Annotated in this window: 17 protein-coding genes; 7 read left to right on the top strand and 10 right to left on the bottom strand. The window is 67.3% G+C overall.

Going from position 1 to position 18,265, the window contains the following annotated elements:
- Positions 1-604: 604 nt before the first annotated feature.
- The gene (locus tag AC099J_RS19495; RefSeq protein WP_479616940.1) at positions 605-1,564 is read right to left on the bottom strand and encodes a LysR family transcriptional regulator; all 960 of its coding nucleotides are present in this window, start codon (positions 1,562-1,564) and stop codon (positions 605-607) included.
- Between the two features lie 110 nt (positions 1,565-1,674).
- On the opposite strand from AC099J_RS19495, the gene AC099J_RS19490 reads away from it, so the two are divergent.
- The 7 genes from AC099J_RS19490 (at position 1,675) to AC099J_RS19460 (ending at position 7,662) form a co-directional block, all read left to right on the top strand.
- Positions 1,675-2,754, top strand: a complete 1,080-nt coding sequence (locus tag AC099J_RS19490; protein WP_479616939.1) for an LLM class flavin-dependent oxidoreductase — start codon at positions 1,675-1,677, stop codon at positions 2,752-2,754.
- Positions 2,755-2,793: 39 nt separating this feature from the next.
- On the top strand, positions 2,794-3,804 hold the full coding sequence (locus AC099J_RS19485) for a Bug family tripartite tricarboxylate transporter substrate binding protein (RefSeq protein ID WP_479616938.1): 1,011 nt from the start codon (positions 2,794-2,796) through the stop codon (positions 3,802-3,804).
- 193 nt (positions 3,805-3,997) lie between these two features.
- Positions 3,998-5,065 (top strand): LLM class flavin-dependent oxidoreductase, encoded by a 1,068-nt coding sequence (locus AC099J_RS19480; RefSeq protein ID WP_479616937.1) that lies wholly within the window; start codon positions 3,998-4,000, stop codon positions 5,063-5,065.
- Positions 5,065-5,865 (top strand): SDR family NAD(P)-dependent oxidoreductase, encoded by an 801-nt coding sequence (locus AC099J_RS19475; RefSeq protein ID WP_479616936.1) that lies wholly within the window; start codon positions 5,065-5,067, stop codon positions 5,863-5,865. Before AC099J_RS19480 ends, AC099J_RS19475 begins: the two co-directional genes overlap by 1 nt.
- 10 nt (positions 5,866-5,875) lie before the next feature.
- The gene (locus tag AC099J_RS19470; protein WP_479616935.1) at positions 5,876-6,244 is read left to right on the top strand and encodes a VOC family protein; all 369 of its coding nucleotides are present in this window, start codon (positions 5,876-5,878) and stop codon (positions 6,242-6,244) included.
- Positions 6,241-7,182: a flavin reductase gene (locus tag AC099J_RS19465; RefSeq protein WP_479616934.1), complete on the top strand. Its 942-nt coding sequence runs from the start codon at positions 6,241-6,243 to the stop codon at positions 7,180-7,182. The genes AC099J_RS19470 and AC099J_RS19465 overlap by 4 nt, the downstream gene beginning before the upstream one ends.
- A 144-nt stretch (positions 7,183-7,326) precedes the next feature.
- Entirely contained in the window at positions 7,327-7,662 is a 336-nt protein-coding gene (locus tag AC099J_RS19460; protein WP_479616933.1) for a hypothetical protein, read from the top strand.
- Positions 7,663-7,667: 5 nt separating this feature from the next.
- Here the strand turns inward: AC099J_RS19460 and AC099J_RS19455 are convergent, their stop codons facing one another.
- Genes AC099J_RS19455 through AC099J_RS19415 form a run of 9 tightly spaced genes read right to left on the bottom strand, consistent with a single transcriptional unit; the run spans position 7,668 to position 18,253 of the window.
- Entirely contained in the window at positions 7,668-10,439 is a 2,772-nt protein-coding gene (locus AC099J_RS19455) for a conjugal transfer protein TraG N-terminal domain-containing protein (RefSeq protein ID WP_479616932.1), read from the bottom strand.
- 20 nt (positions 10,440-10,459) lie between these two features.
- Positions 10,460-11,908, bottom strand: coding sequence for a conjugal transfer protein TraH (locus AC099J_RS19450; RefSeq protein WP_479616931.1), 1,449 nt, complete (start codon positions 11,906-11,908; stop codon positions 10,460-10,462).
- 8 nt (positions 11,909-11,916) lie between these two features.
- Positions 11,917-12,780: a conjugal transfer protein TraF gene (traF, locus tag AC099J_RS19445; RefSeq protein ID WP_479616930.1), complete on the bottom strand. Its 864-nt coding sequence runs from the start codon at positions 12,778-12,780 to the stop codon at positions 11,917-11,919.
- An 8-nt stretch (positions 12,781-12,788) separates the two neighbouring features.
- Complete coding sequence (locus AC099J_RS19440; protein WP_479616929.1) at positions 12,789-13,229, bottom strand: hypothetical protein; 441 nt, start codon at positions 13,227-13,229, stop codon at positions 12,789-12,791.
- Positions 13,226-15,436 carry a conjugal transfer protein TraN gene (locus tag AC099J_RS19435; protein WP_479616928.1) on the bottom strand — a complete coding sequence of 737 codons (2,211 nt, stop codon included), beginning with the start codon at positions 15,434-15,436 and terminating at the stop codon, positions 13,226-13,228. The genes AC099J_RS19440 and AC099J_RS19435 overlap by 4 nt, the downstream gene beginning before the upstream one ends.
- A 10-nt stretch (positions 15,437-15,446) precedes the next feature.
- Positions 15,447-16,181 carry a type-F conjugative transfer system pilin assembly protein TrbC gene (gene trbC, locus AC099J_RS19430; protein WP_479616927.1) on the bottom strand — a complete coding sequence of 245 codons (735 nt, stop codon included), beginning with the start codon at positions 16,179-16,181 and terminating at the stop codon, positions 15,447-15,449.
- A 25-nt stretch (positions 16,182-16,206) separates the two neighbouring features.
- The gene (locus AC099J_RS19425; RefSeq protein ID WP_479616926.1) at positions 16,207-17,223 is read right to left on the bottom strand and encodes a TraU family protein; all 1,017 of its coding nucleotides are present in this window, start codon (positions 17,221-17,223) and stop codon (positions 16,207-16,209) included.
- The gene (traW, locus tag AC099J_RS19420; protein ID WP_479616925.1) at positions 17,220-17,855 is read right to left on the bottom strand and encodes a type-F conjugative transfer system protein TraW; all 636 of its coding nucleotides are present in this window, start codon (positions 17,853-17,855) and stop codon (positions 17,220-17,222) included. The genes AC099J_RS19425 and traW overlap by 4 nt, the downstream gene beginning before the upstream one ends.
- Positions 17,852-18,253 (bottom strand): hypothetical protein, encoded by a 402-nt coding sequence (locus AC099J_RS19415; RefSeq protein WP_479616924.1) that lies wholly within the window; start codon positions 18,251-18,253, stop codon positions 17,852-17,854. Before AC099J_RS19415 ends, traW begins: the two co-directional genes overlap by 4 nt.
- Between the last annotated feature and the right edge of the window lie 12 nt (positions 18,254-18,265).

Below are 18,265 nucleotides of genomic sequence, written 5' to 3'. Positions count from 1 at the left end.
CCTTTCAAGGTTTTTGCGATCAATGGGCGCTGTCCGTGGCGTAGCGCCCTGCCTGGGTCAGGGCCGTCCGGCCTGGGGCGGGCCGCCCGGCCTGGGGTGTCCGCCGCGGCCGCCCGGTGGACGCGTCCCTCGCCCAGGGGCTCGGGCAGCCTGCGGTGCTCGGCCTGCGGGCGCATTGCACAACTCATGCTACTCACTGCGTTCGCTGCATTCGAACAAGTGCAATGAGTCAGTTCACGAGGCGTGCTGCGCCGCCGCCCGCAGTCCTGCGCTCCTCGGCGCGTCCACAGGTTGGCCACGGCGGCCACCCCAGGCCGGGCTACGTGGTCGGTGGCTGAAGCGCTGCTGGCAGACAGGCTCGCGTGACGCGGGCTTTTTCTTCTTGACGGCGTTTCAGCGCCCACCGCTCGCAGATGCGGACTCTTTCTTCTCGACGGCCTGCCAGCGCGCCCCGCGCATCGGAATCAGCCGCACCGACCCCGGCAAACGGCAAACGGCAAACGGCAAACGGCAAACGGCAAACGGCAAACGGCAAACCCACCACTCGGCGACGTACCAGCGCCAAGACCTTGAAGTACTTGGATGTAAGACGCTGTGCCCTGGCTCAGCTGTCCGCCGTCGGCGCGTGCAGCCCGGCGGCCTTGCCATGCGCCGCGAAGCGCAGCTCCGGCCCGGCCACATGGTCGGCCACGAAGTCCAGGAACAGCTTGATCTTGGCCGGCACGATGGGCGTGTCCAGGATGGTCGCGTACATGCCTTCGTCGAAGCCTTTGTTGCTGATGCGCCAGTCCTCCATCACCCGCGCCAGCCAGCCCATGCGGATGTCGTTGGCCACGGTGTAGTCGTCCAGCAGCACCAGGCCCTCGCCCAGACGCGCCAGTTCCAAGAGCGCGATGCCGCTGTTGCTGAGGTGGCGCGGCTGGAACGCGATCTCGTTCTGCTGCTCGCCCTGCTTGAACAGCCAGGTGGTCTGGTCGCCCGGCAGCTGGTAGGCCAGGCAGTCGTGCACCAGGATGTCCTGTGGCTGGCACAAGGGCGGCTTGGCGGCCAGGTAGGCGGGGGTGGCGACCAGGTGGCGGTCGCTCTGGAACAGCTTGCGCCGCTTGACGCCGGCCTCTTCGGGCGGCGAGATGCGAAAGTCGATGTCGAACTGGTTACGCCGCAAGTCCACGGCGGCCTCGGTCAGCGTCAGCTCGATGTGGATGGCCGGGTAGCGCTTGCGGAAGGCTGCGATCAGCGTCGGCAGCACGCCCAGGCCGAACATCACACGCGAATGCACGCGCAGCACGCCCTGCGGCGCGGTGCTGATGGCGGTGATATTGCTCTGCAGCTCGTTGATGCGCCACAGGATGCTTTCCAGCTGACGCGCATATTCCTGGCCCGATTCGGTCAGCGTGACCTGGCGCGTGGAGCGCAGCAGCAGCTTGACCTTCAGCTCTTCCTCGACCTCCGTGATCATGCGCGACACACCCGTGGCCGAGATGCCGAATCGGCGCGCCGTTTCCGAGAAATTGCGCGTTTGCGAGATCGACAAAAACAGCTCCATGGCGCGCAATCTATCCATGAGTCCTCCGGATTCTGCAGATCACAACTGCAGTTTCAGCGGTAGCTGAACGGGCGTGGTTCCCTAGAATTTGGCAACCCTTTCGGCGGCCCTTTTTGCGGAGATGATTCATGGAATTCGGAGTATTCATTCTTGCCCAACAGCGGGGTTATCACCAGACATCCCAGCAGGTCATCCACAACTCGATCGAGCAGACCGTCGCGGCGGAACAGGCGGGTTTCAATAATGCCTGGTACGCCGAGCACCATTTCAACAATTACTCGCTGTCGCCATCGCCGCTCATGATGGTGGCCCATATGGCCGCCAAGACCCAGCGCATTCGCCTGGGGACGGCGGTCTGCATCCTGCCACTCTACCAACCCGCGCGCTTCCTGGCCGAGGTGGGCTTTGCCGACACGGTGTCCAACGGCCGGCTCGACCTGGGCGTGGGCTCGGGCTACCAGGAGTTCGAGTTCGAGCGCTTCGGCATCAAGATCGCCGACGCCAGCACCATCTACAACGAGTTTCTGGACATCCTGCACCAGGGGATGACGCAGAAGATCTTCGAGTACGAGGGCAAGTTCTTGAAGATGCCGCGTTCCTCCATCGCCGTGCGCTGCGTGCAGGAGCCGATGCCGCCTCTGTGGGTCACCTCCGGCAACCCGGTGGCGCTGGGCCGCGGCGTGCGCGAGAACCACAACCTGTTCGTCACCGCGCTGCTGAACGGCAACGAGGCCATCGGCGGCCTGCGCGCACGCCTGGACAAGGTGGCCAGCGACAACGGCAAGGACCTGGACCGCGACGTGAAGTTCGGCTTCCTGCGCTGCGCTTACGCCAGCGACAACAACGCCGAAATCGATGCCTACCTGGATTGCGCGCGGTTCCAGCGCCGCATCTCCGAAAGCCTCAAGTACCGCCGCGCGCAATCCGACGACGGCTACATGGTCAAGGAGGTGCCCTCCGACACCGACCCGACCATGGAGCAGCTGCGCAAGAACCTGCCCGTCGGCTCGGTCAACCAGGTGATCGACAAGATGCTGGAGGAGATCAGCATCCTGCGCCCCAAGCACATTGCCTTGCAGACGCAGCTGGGCGATTTCGACCAGAAGACCATGCTCAAGCAGATCGAACTCTGGGGCGAACGGATCATCCCGGCCATCCAGAAGGAACTGGCGCGCAACCCCGCGAACGCGCAAGCCGTGGCGGCCTGAGCGGCCGCACCCAAAACATCGATAGACACAGGAGACCTCATGACCCACACCCACACCCACACCCACACCCATCCCCCCATCCAGCGACGAACCCTATTGCTTGGCACCTTGCTGCTGGGCACCGGCGTGCACGCCTTCGCCGACACCGGCGACTGGCCGTCACGGCCGATCCGCATCGTGGTGGCCGGCTCGGCCGGCGCAGGCGGCGACATCTTCGCGCGGCTGATCGCCGAGCCTTTGTCCAAGGCACTCAAGCAGCCCATCGTGGTGGAGCCCAAGGCGGGCGCCAACGGCCTGATCGCCTGCGACGCGGTGGCCAAAGCGCAGGCCGACGGTTACACGCTGCTGTTCGCGCCGTCGTCCGCCATCCTGATCAACCCGGTGATCCACGCCAAGATGCCGTACGACACGGAGAAAGACTTGACGCCCGTGGCGCAGGTGGGCGCGGCCGGCATCCTGCTGGTGGCCAACCCGAGCACGGGCTTCAAGAACCTGGCCGACATGGTGGCCTACGCCAAGGCCAACCCCGGCAAGCTGGCTTATGGTTCCTGGGGCACCGGCTCGTCGGGCCACCTCGCCATGGAGGGCATCAAGGCGCACTACGGGTTGGACATGCCGCATGCACCCTACAAGACGCTGGTCACCGAAGTGACCGACCTGATCGGCAACAACATCAGCGTGGGCTTCACCGACATCCAGTCGCCGCTGCCGCACATGAAAGCGGGCAAGCTCGTGGCGCTGGGCCAGACCGGTTCGCAGCGCTGGCCGGCCACGCAGGACCTGCCCACGCTGTCCGAGCAGGGCTACAAGTTCGAGGCCGATGGCTGGTACGGCGTGTTCGCGCCGGCCGGCACGCCGCAGGGCATCGTCGACCGCCTCAACGAGGAGATCAACCGGTTGCAGAAGACCGATGCGGTGCGCCAGAAGATCGAGGGGCAGAACATGATTGTGCCGGTGGCCCGCACGGCCAAGGAGTACGCCGCGTCCATCAAGAAGGACGCGGCCATCTGGCAGGGGCTGGCGCGCGTGACGGCGCTGAAAGACAAGTAGGCGCCTGCTCGCCTGCGCTCGCGAAACACCGGGGCCATGGCCCCGGTTTTCGTTGGGGCGTGCCGTTCGTGGTCGCGGTCGATCCCGCACATTTCTGCAGGACTGAACCACGCCGTTTCCATATTCCCGAATGCAGGGGCCAGCCAGAAAATTCACGCCATCGCATCGCACTCTTCAACACAGGAGCAACCCCATGGAATTCGGCGTCTTCATCCTCGCGCAGCAACGTGGCTACCACCAGACTTCGCAGCAGGTCATCGAGAACTCGATCGAGCAGACCGTGGTGGCAGAGCAGGCCGGCTTCAACACCGCCTGGTATGCCGAGCACCACTTCAACAACTACTCGCTGTCGCCCTCGCCGCTGATGATGATCGCCCACATGGCGGCCAAGACCCGGCGCATCCGGCTGGGCACTGCGGTGTGCATCCTGCCGCTGTACCACCCGGCCCGTTTCCTGGCCGAGGTCGGCTTCGTCGACACCGTGTCGAATGGCCGGCTGGACCTGGGCGTGGGCTCGGGCTACCAGGAGTTCGAGTTCGAGCGCTTCGGCGTCAAGATCGAAGACGCGGCTGCGATCTACAACGAGTTTCTGGACATCATTCCCAAGGGCCTGACGCAAAAGACCGTGGCCTACGACGGCAAGTTCCTGCAGCTGCCGCCCAGCTCGATCGCCGTGCGCCCGGTGCAAGGCCCGATGCCGCCGCTGTGGATCACCTCGGGCAACCCGGTGGCGCTGGGGCGCGGTGTGCGCGAAGGCCACAACCTGTTCGTGACGGCGCTGCTCAACGGCACGGACGCCGTCACGTCGCTGCGCGAGCGGCTGGAGAAGGTGGCGCAAGACAACGGCAAGGACCTCGACGAGGACGTGAAGTTCGGCTTCCTGCGCTGCGCCTACGCATCGAACAACCAGGCCGAGATCGACGCCTACCTGGACTGCGCACGCTTCCAGCGCCGCATCTCGGAGAGCCTCAAGTACCGCCGCGCCCAGTCCGACGACGGCTACATGGTCAAGGAAGTGCCCTCGGCCACCGACCCGACCTTCGAGCAGCTGCGCAAGAACCTGCCGGTGGGCTCGGTCAACCAGGTGATCGACAAGATGCTGGAGGAGATCAGCATCCTGCGGCCCAAGCACATCGCGCTGCAGACGCAGCTGGGCAACTTCGACCAGAAGACCATGCTGCGCCAGATCGAGCTGTGGGGCGAGCGCATCATTCCGGCGATCCGCAAGGAAGTCGAGTCCATGGACGCCGTGGCCGCGTGATGCAGATGACCTCCGCGTTCCCATCCTTGACGTTCGACAGCCAGGCCCTGCGGGGCAGGGTGGCCGTGGTCACCGGCGCATCCGGCGGCCTGGGTCTGGCCATCTGCCAGCAGCTGCAGGCCATGGGTGCGCATGTGGTGCAGGCCGACATCAGTTACGCGGCCACACCGAGCGAAACCGATGGCCGGCTGGCCGTGCACTGCGACATTGCGGACCCGGCGTCCGTCGCGGCCATGGCCGAGCTAACGCGCGCGCGCTTCGGCCGCTGCGATGTGCTGGTCAACAACGCGGCCATCACTGGCCAGCCGGTGGGGCTGGAAGACTTGCCCGTCGACCTGTGGGACCGCGTCTTCCGCGTCAATTTGCGGGGCGCTTTGCTGTGCGCGCAGGCGCTGGTGCCGATGATGTTCGCGCAGGAGGCGGGCAGCATCGTCAACGTGGCCTCGATCGCCGCGCAGTCGCCCTCGCGCCTCGGTGCCTACGGTGCGACCAAGGCCGCGTTGCAGGCCTTGACGCGCCAGATGGCGGTGGAGTGGGGGCCGCGTGGCCTGCGCGCCAACGCGGTCAGCCCGGGCATGGTGCGCACGCCGCTGTCCGAGCCGCACTACCGCGACGAGGGCGTGCTCAAGCGCCGCACCGCGCGCATTCCCGCACGGCGGCTGGGGCTGCCTGCCGACATCGCGGGCGCCGTGTGCTTCCTGGCCAGCGATGCCTCTGCCTACGTCAACGGCCAGGACATCGTGGTCGACGGCGGCTTCCTCAAGGCGTCGCTGAGCAACCTGTACCAACCCGAACACTGAGACACACCCCATGGAATCGCCCAAACGCCTGCAGAACGTTTTCGTCGTGGCCGAGCGGCCCGCCGAGCTCCACGACTTCTACGCATCAGCCCTCGGGCTGCAGCTGAAGTTCCGCGACCACGACCGCTGGATCCAGTACGCCGTGGGCACCACCAGCGTGTCGCTGGCCTGCCGCGAAGAGGCCGTGCCCGCCACTTCCGGCGTCGTCATAGTGTTCGAGGTGGACGACTTCACGGCCACCGCCGAGCGCGTGGCCGCTGCCGGCGGCGAGGTACTGGGCACGCGCGACATGGGCGCGCACGGCGCCGTGCTGTCGCTGCGCGACCCTGAGGGCAACATCGTTCAACTCTTCAAGCGCCAGGGGACACCCGCACCATGACCGAACTGACCACGCCCACCGAGGCCATCGACCCCAAGCTGTTCCGCCAGTTGCTGGGCTGCTTTCCGACCGGGGTGGCGGTGATCACCACGACCGCCGCCGACGGCAAGCCCGTGGGGCTGACCTGCAACTCGTTCAGCTCCGTGTCGCTGGAGCCGCCGCTGGTGCTGTTCAGCCTGCGCAAGGCCAGCAGCCTGCTGGGCACTTTCGTGGCGGCTGACAGCTTTGCCATCAACATCCTGTCGCAGAGCCAGGACGCGTTGTCCGGCCGCTTCGCGTCGAGCAAGATTGTCGACAAGTTCGAAGGCGTGGACTGGGCCCCCGGGCCGCTGGGCACGCCGCTGATCGACGACTGCCTGGCCAGCTTCGAATGCCGTGTGCATGCCCGCCATGAAGCCGGCGACCACGACATCTTCATCGGCGAAGTGCGGCACATGGGCACCGGCTCCAGCGAGCATGCGCTGGTGTTCTACAAGGGCGCCTACATGATGCTGGCCGAGTCGCTGCGCAAGCAGGTGCTCGAAGGCCGGCTGGACACGCCCGCCATCGACGAGGCTTACCGCGCGCTCTACGGCACGCTGCTGCGGCTGGCCTGCGAGCGCGCGTCCGATGCCGAGGTGGATGCGATCGAGGCCGCCACCGACGAGATCGAACAGCACCAGGGCGCGGGCGCCGTGCCGCAACGCATCGAGGCTCTGGCGCGCTTCTTCTCGGCCATTGCGCTGGCGGGCCACAACGAGGCGCTAAGGCTCATGGCGCAGACCATGACGGCTGTGCTACGCGAACGCCTGTTACATGTGACGCCATCGGTTGCCAGGCCCGACGTGTTTCCGCTGCGTCGCAAGGTGGTGAGCTGCCTGCGGGACCGTGATGCGGACGGCGCAACCGCGGCTTTAGACGAGTTGATCGCCGCGCTGCGCAGGGACACTGCGGCGTAGCAGTCGGTGTGTGCCCCCCCCCGGCGGTGCCGGGGTATGTGGACGTGATCGACTTGCGATTGCCTCGGATCTGGGACAGCACTGTTCGCTACTGGCCTTCCCTTGAACTTGACCCAAAGCCTGCTAGGCTGTCAAGGCTGAGCCATGCGAAAACTCGTCTTCCTGTTGTTCCTCGCGATCGGCATCGGCCTGGGCTGGCTTTCGGCCCGGCATGATCACACCGGCCTGCAGATCGTCATGATGGTGATCGGCGGGATGTTCGGCGGCGCAGTTGGCGGAGCGTTATCGCAAGTCGGTAGGCGCTTTCCGCACATCCAGCGCCTTCGGACGGAAGAAGAGATCGAACCGATTCCGGGTATGGGTGTATCCAGCCGTGACTTGGCCGCCAATTTTTGGCGGGATGAGGGGCACCCACCGTTCATGAAGCCGCCACGCCCAGAACATGGCATCCATATGCTCGACGCAGATAAGAATATCTAACCGGCTCATTTCTTCAGGATGTCCTTCAATGCGCGTTTGGCATCCTCGATCAGGGGCGCGGAATCCTGACGCAGTTGCTCAGCAGATCGTTTCACAAGCGAGCTATCTGACGCCAACGTCCCGTCCGGTTTCTTTGTGAATTTTGCTTTGCGCTCGAATCTGTCTTGGTCGCTCTCCACAACCGTTCTGATCTGCGCACCTTCCTCGCGGATGGACTCCCGTAGCGCAGACCGCGTGGTGCCGCTTCCGGGACGGCTCGGTGTGACTTCATTCCTCTGAACGGATTCGCGGTTGGCCTGGTGGCGAGCGGCCAGATCCGGCACCAGTGACCCTTCAGTTGCATCTCGTTGATGCTGAGCATCGACTTCGTTAAACGTCGTTGGAAGAGCTGTACCGTCGGAGAACACGCGATTCGGCCGCAGCGACTGCCGTGCCAGTTCCGAGGCCATGAGGACTTGTGCCGAGGCGCTGTCGCCCCCGTATTGCTCAGCGTACCGCGTGAACATGCGCAGGTTGTGCGGGTCCTGCGCGATGTCGATGGCGATGCTGTCACCGCGCTCGTGGGCGGAAGAAACTCGTTCTGCGAAGGCCGTTCGTTCAGAGAGGCTCGCGTCGGCCCGCTCTGAGCGGGCTGCGGAGGATGACAGGCGCGCGGAAAGATCCTGTGCCTCGCCTGCATCACTTGAGAGAACCTGCACAAAGCTTTGGTCGCGTGTTGCGCGATCGCCGAACTGTTTGAAGGCCGCTATCTGGTCGCTGTTCAGTGAGGCCAATGCGCGCTGCTCCGCTCCCGACAGGCCAGAGGTGTAGCTTCTATCCACGATGGCGTTACCCTGCAGGCCCGCAAGCGGCGTGTTGATCCCAAGGTGTCCTGATGCCCCGAGGGCGATTCGGGCTACCTGCGCTTGACTGAGTCCCGTCGTGTCGCCAATGCTGCGGCTGATCTGATCCAGCTTGTTCAGCGACTCCCCCAACTGTTCATAGCTGCTCGACGTGGAGCCGCTGCTGTTCCGCGACGAACGCAGCTTGGTCAACCCCTTCGTGAACGCCTCCGTCAGCACGGCTGAACGCTCATTGCTGGCCGCCACCGACTCCCCGCGTGCCGCATCCACCTGCCGGCTCGCATCCTGAACATCCTGCTCCGACACCCGCATGGACACCACCCGCGACGCGTAGCCCTGGTTGCGCAACAGGCTGACAGCCGTACGCCCCGTCAGCACGTTCGACGAGAACGTGTTGCCGGACAGGTCGTGCTGCCAACTCCCCATAAAGGCCGAACTCCTGTTCGGTGCCAGCTGAAACTGGTCCATGGACACATTGCCGAGCGTGGTGTTGCCGATGGCAGACATCGATGTCGCGCCGGACAGAGCGCCCTGCATCCCCGACAACCCACCGACCAGCGCCGTGCCGAAGTTCTCCATGCGCTTGAGCGCCGCCCAGGCCACGAACGGGATGCTCATGGCCAGATAGCCGACGACGGCCTCGCCCGACACTGCCCGCCCGTAGATGACGGACGCGGTCTGCAGCGCCAGCGCCTTGGTACCGGTACCGAGGTCCGCCGCCGCCGCCAAGTCGTAAGCCGCGTAGATCGACGCCATGTAGTTCAGGATCGCGTACAGCGGCGGCCAGAGCTGGATCCAGATCAGGATCGACGCGTAGCCCTTGAACGCCAACATGGTCTCGCGGCCGCTGGTCAGCAACAGCAGCAGGACGAACAGCGGAAATAGCGCATAGGTCACCGCCTCGATCACGTTGCGGAACACCGGCAGTGCCTGCTCGGCCACCTTGCCGAAGTTCAGCCAGGAGGCGTTCATCTGTGCGAGTGCCTGGGCGCGCCCGACGGCCAGCACCATGGCGGCCGGGTCGTTGACCTTCTGGCCCACGATCCGGCCGGTGTCTTCCAGCGCATTGAGCATGGCGTTCTGGCGGATCAGGTCGGCAGCGGTGGCCGACGCGTTGGCGATGCCGTTTTTCAGATAGGCCTGCTGCACCTGGCCGGCGATCACGCTGGCGGCCGCTGCGGCTGGCAGCGTGGGGTTCAGCCGGAACGCAATGCGGCCCTGGATGCGCTGGACCTGCGCCGGCAGCCGGGTGTTCAGGCTGGTGTAGACGTTGGGGCAGGTGTCGACCCCCACGCTGCCGCTGGTGGCGCTCAGCGTGCTGAAGCGGGCTGGGTTTGGAGAGGCCATCAGCGGCCAGACGTCGTCGGACGCCGAGAACACGGCCGGGTCCAGCGTGCCGTCGACCAGGTCGTAGGTCGTGCAGTTGTGGATGAAGTTCACCAGGTCCGTGCGGAAGCCGGGATCCTGGAACACCACGTTGCCGGTCTCGCGGATCAGCCGGTTGCCGAACATCAGCCCGTTGCGCTGGTAGCTCAGTTCGGCCGGCAGCGCGCCTGGTCCGGAAATCACCTGGAAGGCGGTCTCGAACAACCCGGTCAGCGTGTGCCCGATCGTGCTGGTCAGCCCGCCGAGCACTGCGACACCGAACGGCACGTTGTCGACCACCTTGACGGCCGAACCACCGGTCTTGTCCACGATGCCGACCGAGACCTTGGGCACGATCAGGAGGCCGAAGACCAGCACGACGGACGCCAGCCACTTCCATCCCTGCAGCTTCTCCGGGGCGAAGGCGTAGGCAACCATGGCCGCGACGAAGCCGCAGAAGGCGACGGCCGCGACGGCCGACGCGTAGTCGCTGGACGCATGGATGGCGGCGGCCGCGTTGAACACACCGAACAGGCTGTCGGCGTTCTGGTAGGCATAGATCTCCCACATGGCCGCTTGGCTCCACCGATCTATCGCGTGCCGTAGGCCGCCTGCTGCCCCAACATGTCCATCACATGCTGCGGCATGCTGGAGCGCAGCTGGCGCTCCAGTTGCTCCAGATGGCTGGCGACGGCCCGGAAGGAGCCGACCTTCTGGTACAGCAGGTTCTTCTCCTGGGAAAGCTGCAGCAGCATGGCCTGCGCGCGCTGTCGGATCTGCTGCGCCTGCTCACGCTGTCCCTGCTGCAAGGTGTAGTCCTTGGCCAGCGCCGCCATGCCGAGCCGCAGGTTGCGCTCCAGGAACACGTAGGCGTAGTCGGCGGCGATCACGTCCCGGTACTGGGCGATCAGGCTGTCGGCCAGGCCCGAGCCCGGGATGCTGGTGCCGACCGACAGCATCTTGTAGACCGGCTCTGTCGTCTGGTTCACGAAGCCGACCTCGGCCGAATGGTTCGGGATGGCGGTGCGCGTGGCGATCTTGTCGGCGATGGAGCGCATCAGCGTCTCGACACGCGCCGTGAAGGGCAGGTGCTGGTAGCCGGTGTTCAGCGACACCGCATCGCAGTTGGTGTAGTCGTTGCAACGCAGCAGGTGCTGGACGACCTGGCCTCCAGTGCCGGCCGCCTGGCCGTAGAGGAGGTGGCTGATGGACGTCAGCGTCGGCGCGATCGGCTCCGGATCCCGGCCCGATTCCTCCGGGTGGAAGATGACGGTGCCGACCAGGCTCATGATCAGCTCGCGCTCAGCGTCGCTCAGCGTACTGCCCGTGTGCTGCAGCGCCTTCCAGGTCAGGTTGCCGACGAAGGGCGCCTTGTGGCGCAGGTTGGCGTCCGTGGACAAGCGGGCGGACGCCAGAACGCCGGGACGGTGGGTGGCACAGCGCCGCCGCGCTGCGTCGCGGTCGCCTTCGAGTCCCATCTCGATGGCCAGGTCCGCGCAGCTTTCCTGGCTGCTGTAGCCGGCCGCTTCCGCCGCCGTGCTGACCATGGCCTTGGCCGTCTCGCAGGAGTTCATGCGGGCGTTGTTGATCCAGGTCTCCAGGCCCTTGGCCCACTTGGTCAGGCCACCCAGCAGCGGCGACACGGCTTCGAGCGCGAGCTGGAACGCGATGCCGGGCAGAGCAGCCGTGATGTTGCGCAGCATGTTCTTGAACTCCTCCGCCGAGATGTGGCTGAAGCTGCCGCCGAACACGTCGATGCCGCCGCAGCCGGCCCGCGCGCTGGGGAACTGGACGGCGGCCAGCTGGTAGACCTTGTTGGGCGAGCGCATCATCAGATTTCCGCCCGTGTAGGTGTTGTAGGTCTGGCCGCGGAAGGCGCCGGGTGCCGTGTAGTTGCCGATGGCGCCCAGGTTGTGGAACATGTCGTTGACCTCGCTGTTCAGGTCGGCGCGCGTGGGCAGTGAAGTGGCCAGCAAGGTGGCGGCTAGGAAGACGCGGAATGCGCCGCGGCAGGGCGCTGGGCAGTGAGGCTTGTGCATGGCATCTCCTACGGCAATGAGAGCCGACGCGCCGTGCCGGGCAGCATGGCCCGGTTCTCCGGCGACGTCACGATCGAAATGCGTTCCAGCAACTGCGACTCCGACAGCACGCCGAAGCCAATGGGGGTGATCGTTCCGGAACTGGGTTGCGCCAGGAACACCGCCGGCACCTGGCTGACCTGCAGCGTTGTGGCAATGCCGTTGTCGGGGCGGGAATGCGGGAAGCCCGACATCGGACCGCCATCGACGCTGATGGCCACGACCTGCAGGCGATGCCGCGCTTCGAACGCCTTGAGCACGGGCGCGAAGGCGTGGCAGTACGGGCAGTCCGAGCGGAAGAAGAAGAACAGTACGTGGTCCTGGCTCAGGCGCGCCACGGAAGCGGAGCGCTCGGTCTGCTGCTGGCGTTCGAACACGTCGAGCGCGGTCGCGTTGACAGGACGGCCGTGCAGCGTCGGATCCAGCGCTGGCGTGGCCCAGGCCACACGCTGCGCCACGTCCGCGAAGTACGAGGCCCGGCTGACGACCTGCATCTCCAGCTCCATGTAGCGCCGCACGTTGGCCTCGGTCGGCCGCATGATGGCGATGTGGCGGGTGTCCTCCAGGCGCTTCTGCAGCCGTTCGAAGGCGACGAGTTCGGCCGGGCGTGCGGGTGGTGTCGCCGCCGCAGGGGTTCGCGGTAAGAGAGGAGCAACGGCGCTGTCCGCATCTGCAGCCGGCTCTTCGTAGAAGTGCCAGCCGCGCCAGGCGTCAACCCAGTACGGCGGCTGGACGCCGTCGGAGCTCGGGGGCGGAGTCTGGGCCAGCGCCACGCCCGTGGACAGCCACGCACTGGCCAGCAGCGGGGAGAGACGAGCAAAACAGGAAGCCATGCCACACCTCAGGACCGCGAGCGCGGAGGCAGCCCATCCAGGCAGTAGTCGATGCCGAACTCGATGGTCTGCCGACGTGGTGCGGCGGCGCCGGGCAGATGCACCCCGTCCTGCCAGACCAGGACCTTCAGGCGGCTGCAACCGGTCTGCTGGTAGCGCTTGACGGTCGACACGTCGATCAAGATCGGCGAGCTGGCCCGGAACTTCTGTGTGATCGCTTCGGCCATCGCCCCGGTCAGCACCCCATGCGCCGTGCCGTCCGACGACTGCAGAGCCGCCAGCATCACCGGTCGCGCATCCGCCACCGGACTGCGCGCGGGCTCGGCGCGTGCGGCCCCCTGCGCCAGCAACGTGGCCAGCGCCACGGCAAGGCGCGGCGAATCACGAAGGGCGACACGGAGTGCGGCATGCACGGCGACGTGCAGGGCGACGATCTGGCGGGCTGTCATGGGCACCGCCCCTCGCCGTAGGTGCACTGGCTGGCCTTGCCGATGGCCCCACCCTGAACCGCCGCCGCGTTCGGCAGTGTCGGCACGATGGAGGCGTAGAACTCGCTGAGGTCCATGCGCCCGAAGTCCAGGCTTTGCAGCTGCGCGACGGTGAACCCCGAGCAGTCCGGGTTGCCGGCGCCGCCCCACGACTTGCCCAGCTGCTGGCGGCCTTGCTCCTGGATGATGCGAGCCAGGGCCGAGTTAAAGCAGCACTTGTTCGTGGTGGTGGTCCGGCAGGACACGCAGCGCCCGTGCACGCGGATGCACGACGAGCAGTAGGTGCCCACGGCATGGCACAAGCGCGCGCCTTCCTTCATGGCCAGCTGGCCTTCCTCGGCATCGCACGACAGCGCGGCCATCACGACATAGACCACGATGGCGATGACCAGGCTCCAGGGGTCGAAGGCGACCACCAGGCTTTCGCCGGCGTACAGCACGGACGAGCCGGCGGGCAGGGCGGTGCCGTTCAAGGCGACGGTCACGCCGTAGCTGGAGAAGCTGCCGCTGAAGCCGCCACTGGTCAGCAGCGCCTGCGTGCCGTGGTAGAGGAATTCGCGGTTGCCCGCATTCATCAACACGTCGTAGACCAGCCGCGAACCGACACCGTAGATGCTCTGGTTGGACATGCTGCGGCCGGCCGCGTCGGTCATGCAGCAGTTCTTCAGCAAGCGGTCCCGGCAGCGGTTCGGCTCGCCACGGAACACCTCCAGGCGGTCGGCGTCCAGGTAGACCCCGGCCTCGCGTGCGGCTTCGAGAAAGGTCATCGCACGCGCGACGTCGGCGTCCGGCAGATGTGCGGTGCTGAAGCAACTGCCGGCCACGCAGAACACGTCGGTGGGACAGTGGCGCGCCGAGGCCGTCGTGGCGCGGGCCACGGGGCAGGCGTAGGTGTTCTCGGTGAGGTCGCAGGCGCCGGTGGCCGGATTCGTCTGGCGGCACACGGAGGCGGTCGGCGTGCAGCCTGCCGTCGCCAGCGGGGCGCATTCATCGGTCGCGGCACCGGAATGGCAGGACAGGGCGGTGTCGTAGCGCCAGCAGGCCCGGGTGATGGGCACGCCGTCGATCGGCTTGGTCGCCGGGCCATCGACGCAGCGTGCCGCAGTCGTAACGCGGCACCGGCTGTCGCTGGCCGCCACCGGGCACCGATCGTCCCAGCGGTCCGTTTCCGTCACGGTCGTGTGCGGCCGCGTGAAGCGCAGCGCCAGCGCCGGGTTGTGCCCGTACAGCGGGTTCACGCGGTAGCCGGCGCCGAGGCGGCGGGCGTCCTCGATGAAGGGGGGTTCGTCCGTGCAGACCTCGGCCGACTCGCCTTCGGTGCGGCAGACGCGTCGCGACGGTTCCGCCACATAGCCCGTCATCTGGCAGTCGTGGCCGTTGCAGACGTCGTCGACGATCCACAGCGCGCGCGCGGTGTCCCCCCATGCGGTCGGGGACAGCGGCTGCAGCGGCTGCGGGAACACCCGTGCGGCCCCCACATCGAAGTTGAAGTACAGCGGCGCGGACTGGCGATCCTGCGCGCGCAAGCGCTGTTGTGGATGGTCGGGCAGGCACTGCACGGCGAGTTGCAGGTCACTGGATCCGGCCAGCACGGACCACGAGCCGGGGGCGCAACTGTCTGTGCGCTCGACCTCGACGGTCAGCGTGCGCGCGCACGCCGCAGTGGCCACGCCCGCCCCTTGGCGGCAGATCCGCGGCTCTGTCGCGGCCGTCGGTACCGTGTCGACCTGGCAGCCGCTGTAGAAGCTGCCGAGGTCTTCCAGCACCGCACCAGGGTTCGCCGCGACGCGGCGTGCCCCGAGCACGGCGGGGTCGGTCGGGAGGACGGGCGCGCGCGCTGTCTGGGCTGAGGCCTGGGCACCCAGCAGGGCCTGGCAGACCGGCTCGCCGGGCGTCAGCGCGCAGGCGGCCAGTCGGTTGCTGCTGGCGCCCGACAGGTTGGGTTGTCCATAGTGCGCGCGCTCGGGCGGTGCGGCGGTGTAGCCCGGCACCACGGCCGAAGCGCCCGGTGTGGTGATGTGGCCGCGGACGATGGACTGCACCGCCTGGCCTGCGGCCATGCCTTCTGCGTGGGCGCCTGACTGCGCGCCCGCCTGGGTTACCACGAAGCAACCCAGCGTGCACCACACGACCGCACGCTGCAGGCAGGACAGGAGACGCTGCCGCATGACCGGTCCCTCACGGCCGCAGCCGGGCCAGGAACGGCGCGGCGTCGGCCTGAAACGCCGGCGCAGCCCGCTGCATGTGGTCCAGCGCATGGTCCAGGCTGACGTCGCCGGCCGCCTTCACGAAAGCCTCGGGCGGCGCGCAGGTGCCGCTGGCGCAGGAGACCGGGCGCGCGCCGTCGCGCACCAGCACGAAGCTCGGCACGTGCGTGATCGCGAAACGGTCAAAGGCCGGTGGATCGATCTGCACGGCGATCTGGCGCTGGCCGATCAGCCCGTGCAACGCGGTGACCGTGGTGCGCAGCGAGCCCTGCACGAAGCCGCGCAACACCACCGTAGCACCGGCGCGTGCGGCCTGGTCGAGCAGGCGGTCCAGTGTGGGCCGCGGCACCGTCAGGCTGATGAACACGATCAGGCCCGGACCCGGGTGCAGGCCGGCTGCCGTGCCGATGGACGCGGTGGACGCACCGTAGCCGCGCGCGATGGCTTCCAGGTCGAGGGGTCTGGTCGTGCGTGGTTGGGGCAGGGCGTCGAGCCGGAGTGGTGCAGACCTTGCCGCAGGGTCCGACGCGACCACGCCCGTCCCGACGTGCCGGCGACGCGCTTCGTCGATGTCACGCTCCATCAGCACCGGCTGTTCGCCGCTGACACGGTCGATGTCGGCATCGGTGATGGTCGGCGCCTGCGGGCTCGCTTGCGCCGACCAAGCCAGGGCCGCCAGGGCTCCCGCGTGGCGCGCCAATCGCACGCTGCGGCTGCTCGTGCGAAGGTGATCAGTACCCCACACAGCAGTTCCTCTTCCTGAACAGCATGAAGCCGAAGTCCTCGCCCCGCACCGGAAACTCCTTGCCGGCGCCCCAGGTCACCGTGGTGCGGCCGAACGGCTGGCAGCACTTGCCCGCCTCCTGGGCCGTGTTCGGAATCGGATGCGTCAGCTGCGTCTTGTAGGCCGTTTTGTCCATGACCGGCGCAAAGTACGGCCCACACAGACCCGGCGTGCCGTGCCAGCCCCAGGCGATCAGCTCGCGGTGCAGCTTGGCGGTCAGGCGCTGCGCGATCAGCGCGGCGGTGCGCACGCCGCCCAGGTGGTAAGGCACATGCCCGTTCATGGGGTAGATGCCGCCCTGGCAGCCGGCGCACCAGAACAGCTCGCGGATGCCGAACCCGGTGCTGGCAGCCACACAGTCGGCCGCGCAGGCCGCGACGGCGACGGGGTTGGCGAACAGCAGCGCGTCCGGATGCAAGATCAGGCTCAGCTCGTCGTCGGCCCACAGCGGGTCGACCTCCGTCAGGTAGGCCAGGTCGAACGCGCCTGGCTCCAGGCACGGAAAATCCGCCACGACGCCCAGGTAGTACAGCACCGGGTTCGCGTAGTAGTGCGCCTGGTAGAAGCTGCCACCATCGCCATCGCCTTCCGGGCGCGTGAAGCGTGCGGCCTCGGGCGCGGGCAGGCCCGGGTTCAGGCCGATGCCACCCAGTGCGCTCAGGCAGAACGGTTTGCGCACCACCTCCACATGGCGCGCCGGCTCCCAGAAGCCGACCGACAGGCCGAGCACCGGGTTCACGCCGCAGCTGCACAGCGGAGTCGTGGGATTGGCAATGTCCTCCTGGTCGCCGAAGTTGCCGACACGGGCCGCGCCGATGCTGATCGGCAGGATGCAGCTCCAGCAGATGTCGGTGATCGGGTTCGGGAACTTGCCGGTGCAGGTGGTCGCGCCGACGGATGCGGCACCGACCGCCAAAACGAGTCCGGCCAGCCATCGCCACGTCGCCATCGAGAACCGCCTCATGGCACCACCTCCAGTTCGTCGACGCGCAGCCGCCGGCCTTCCTGCGTCACGAGCGCCGGCACCTGGGCGATGCCCAGGCGCTGCGTCAGCCGGCCCTGCTGGTCGTAGTAGACCGGCACGCGCCAGGACCGCATCAGGTCCAGGTAGGAGCCGCCTGTCAGGATCGGTTTGACCCGGGCGGGAGTTCGGGCCATCAGCGCGCGCGCCTGGCGGACCTGGCGGCTGTCGCGGGCATCGAAAAACAGCAGCGGGCGGGACAGCGACACGACGTCCAGTGGGTTGGCGCGCGTGCCGGCGGCGAACAGCAGCTCGCCCTGGGCGCCGAGGATGTTTCGGTCCAGCGTGATGCTCGGATCGACATGGAAGCTGCGCGCCACGGTGGTGGTGCGCACGGTTTCGACGGCGGCGGGTTGCCGCACCGCTGCGACGCCGCGCGCGCGGGCCTCCTGTTCGATGCGGTCCAGCTCGCCGCTACGCCCCTTCTCGCGCAGGCGTTGTTCGATCATCTGCAGCAGATGCGGTTCGGTGATCGCGTAGGTCGGACCGAGGGTGCCGAGGTCCATGGCCTGCGCCGACAGCACCGGTGCGATCAGCGCCCCGGCGATCCATCGACGGCACTTGGGCGATGTCATCTGCGCTGCTCGCGCGGGCATCGGAGCTGCGCTACCGCCTGGTGCCGGGCCATGCGGTCTTGGGTCGCCGCTGCGCGGATCAGGCCCATCAGCGCGGGATCACCGCCTTCCACCGCCATCGCGCGGCGCAGGCCTGCAGCATCCAGGGCCAGGCCACAGCGCAGGCGGACGGCGGCCACGTACGTCCGGGCGCCGGTCTCCGAGGCCGGCGCGATGCGCTGCAGCAAAGCGAGGTAGTCGGCGAGCTCTCGGTCATCGACAGCGGACGGACTTGCCACGGTGGTCGGTGGGACTTGGGCCGGACTGGTCTGGGCGAGCGTTTGCCCGTGCGCGCAGACAGACAGCACGCAGCCAAGCATGGCAGCAAGGGGTAGCGCGGCATGCGTGGCCTGGGGCACGGTGGCGCTGGT

It is taken from the genome of Rhodoferax sp. RT4P68 (assembly GCF_056521305.1).
The sequence above is the reverse complement of the archived record's forward strand: the minus strand, read 5'-3'. Positions and strand labels throughout refer to the sequence as shown.

Excerpts from the sequence above, each read along its gene's own strand:
- AC099J_RS19495 (WP_479616940.1), bottom strand. The coding sequence starts at position 1,564 with ATGGATAGATTGCGCGCCATGGAGCTGTTTTTGTCGATCTCGCAAACG.
- AC099J_RS19490 (WP_479616939.1), top strand. The coding sequence starts at position 1,675 with ATGGAATTCGGAGTATTCATTCTTGCCCAACAGCGGGGTTATCACCAG.
- AC099J_RS19485 (WP_479616938.1), top strand. The coding sequence starts at position 2,794 with ATGACCCACACCCACACCCACACCCACACCCATCCCCCCATCCAGCGA.
- AC099J_RS19480 (WP_479616937.1), top strand. The coding sequence starts at position 3,998 with ATGGAATTCGGCGTCTTCATCCTCGCGCAGCAACGTGGCTACCACCAG.
- AC099J_RS19475 (WP_479616936.1), top strand. The coding sequence starts at position 5,065 with ATGCAGATGACCTCCGCGTTCCCATCCTTGACGTTCGACAGCCAGGCC.
- AC099J_RS19470 (WP_479616935.1), top strand. The coding sequence starts at position 5,876 with ATGGAATCGCCCAAACGCCTGCAGAACGTTTTCGTCGTGGCCGAGCGG.
- AC099J_RS19465 (WP_479616934.1), top strand. The coding sequence starts at position 6,241 with ATGACCGAACTGACCACGCCCACCGAGGCCATCGACCCCAAGCTGTTC.
- AC099J_RS19460 (WP_479616933.1), top strand. The coding sequence starts at position 7,327 with ATGCGAAAACTCGTCTTCCTGTTGTTCCTCGCGATCGGCATCGGCCTG.
- AC099J_RS19455 (WP_479616932.1), bottom strand. The coding sequence starts at position 10,439 with ATGTGGGAGATCTATGCCTACCAGAACGCCGACAGCCTGTTCGGTGTG.
- AC099J_RS19450 (WP_479616931.1), bottom strand. The coding sequence starts at position 11,908 with ATGCACAAGCCTCACTGCCCAGCGCCCTGCCGCGGCGCATTCCGCGTC.
- traF (WP_479616930.1), bottom strand. The coding sequence starts at position 12,780 with ATGGCTTCCTGTTTTGCTCGTCTCTCCCCGCTGCTGGCCAGTGCGTGG.
- AC099J_RS19440 (WP_479616929.1), bottom strand. The coding sequence starts at position 13,229 with ATGACAGCCCGCCAGATCGTCGCCCTGCACGTCGCCGTGCATGCCGCA.
- AC099J_RS19435 (WP_479616928.1), bottom strand. The coding sequence starts at position 15,436 with ATGCGGCAGCGTCTCCTGTCCTGCCTGCAGCGTGCGGTCGTGTGGTGC.
- AC099J_RS19425 (WP_479616926.1), bottom strand. The coding sequence starts at position 17,223 with ATGAGGCGGTTCTCGATGGCGACGTGGCGATGGCTGGCCGGACTCGTT.
- traW (WP_479616925.1), bottom strand. The coding sequence starts at position 17,855 with ATGACATCGCCCAAGTGCCGTCGATGGATCGCCGGGGCGCTGATCGCA.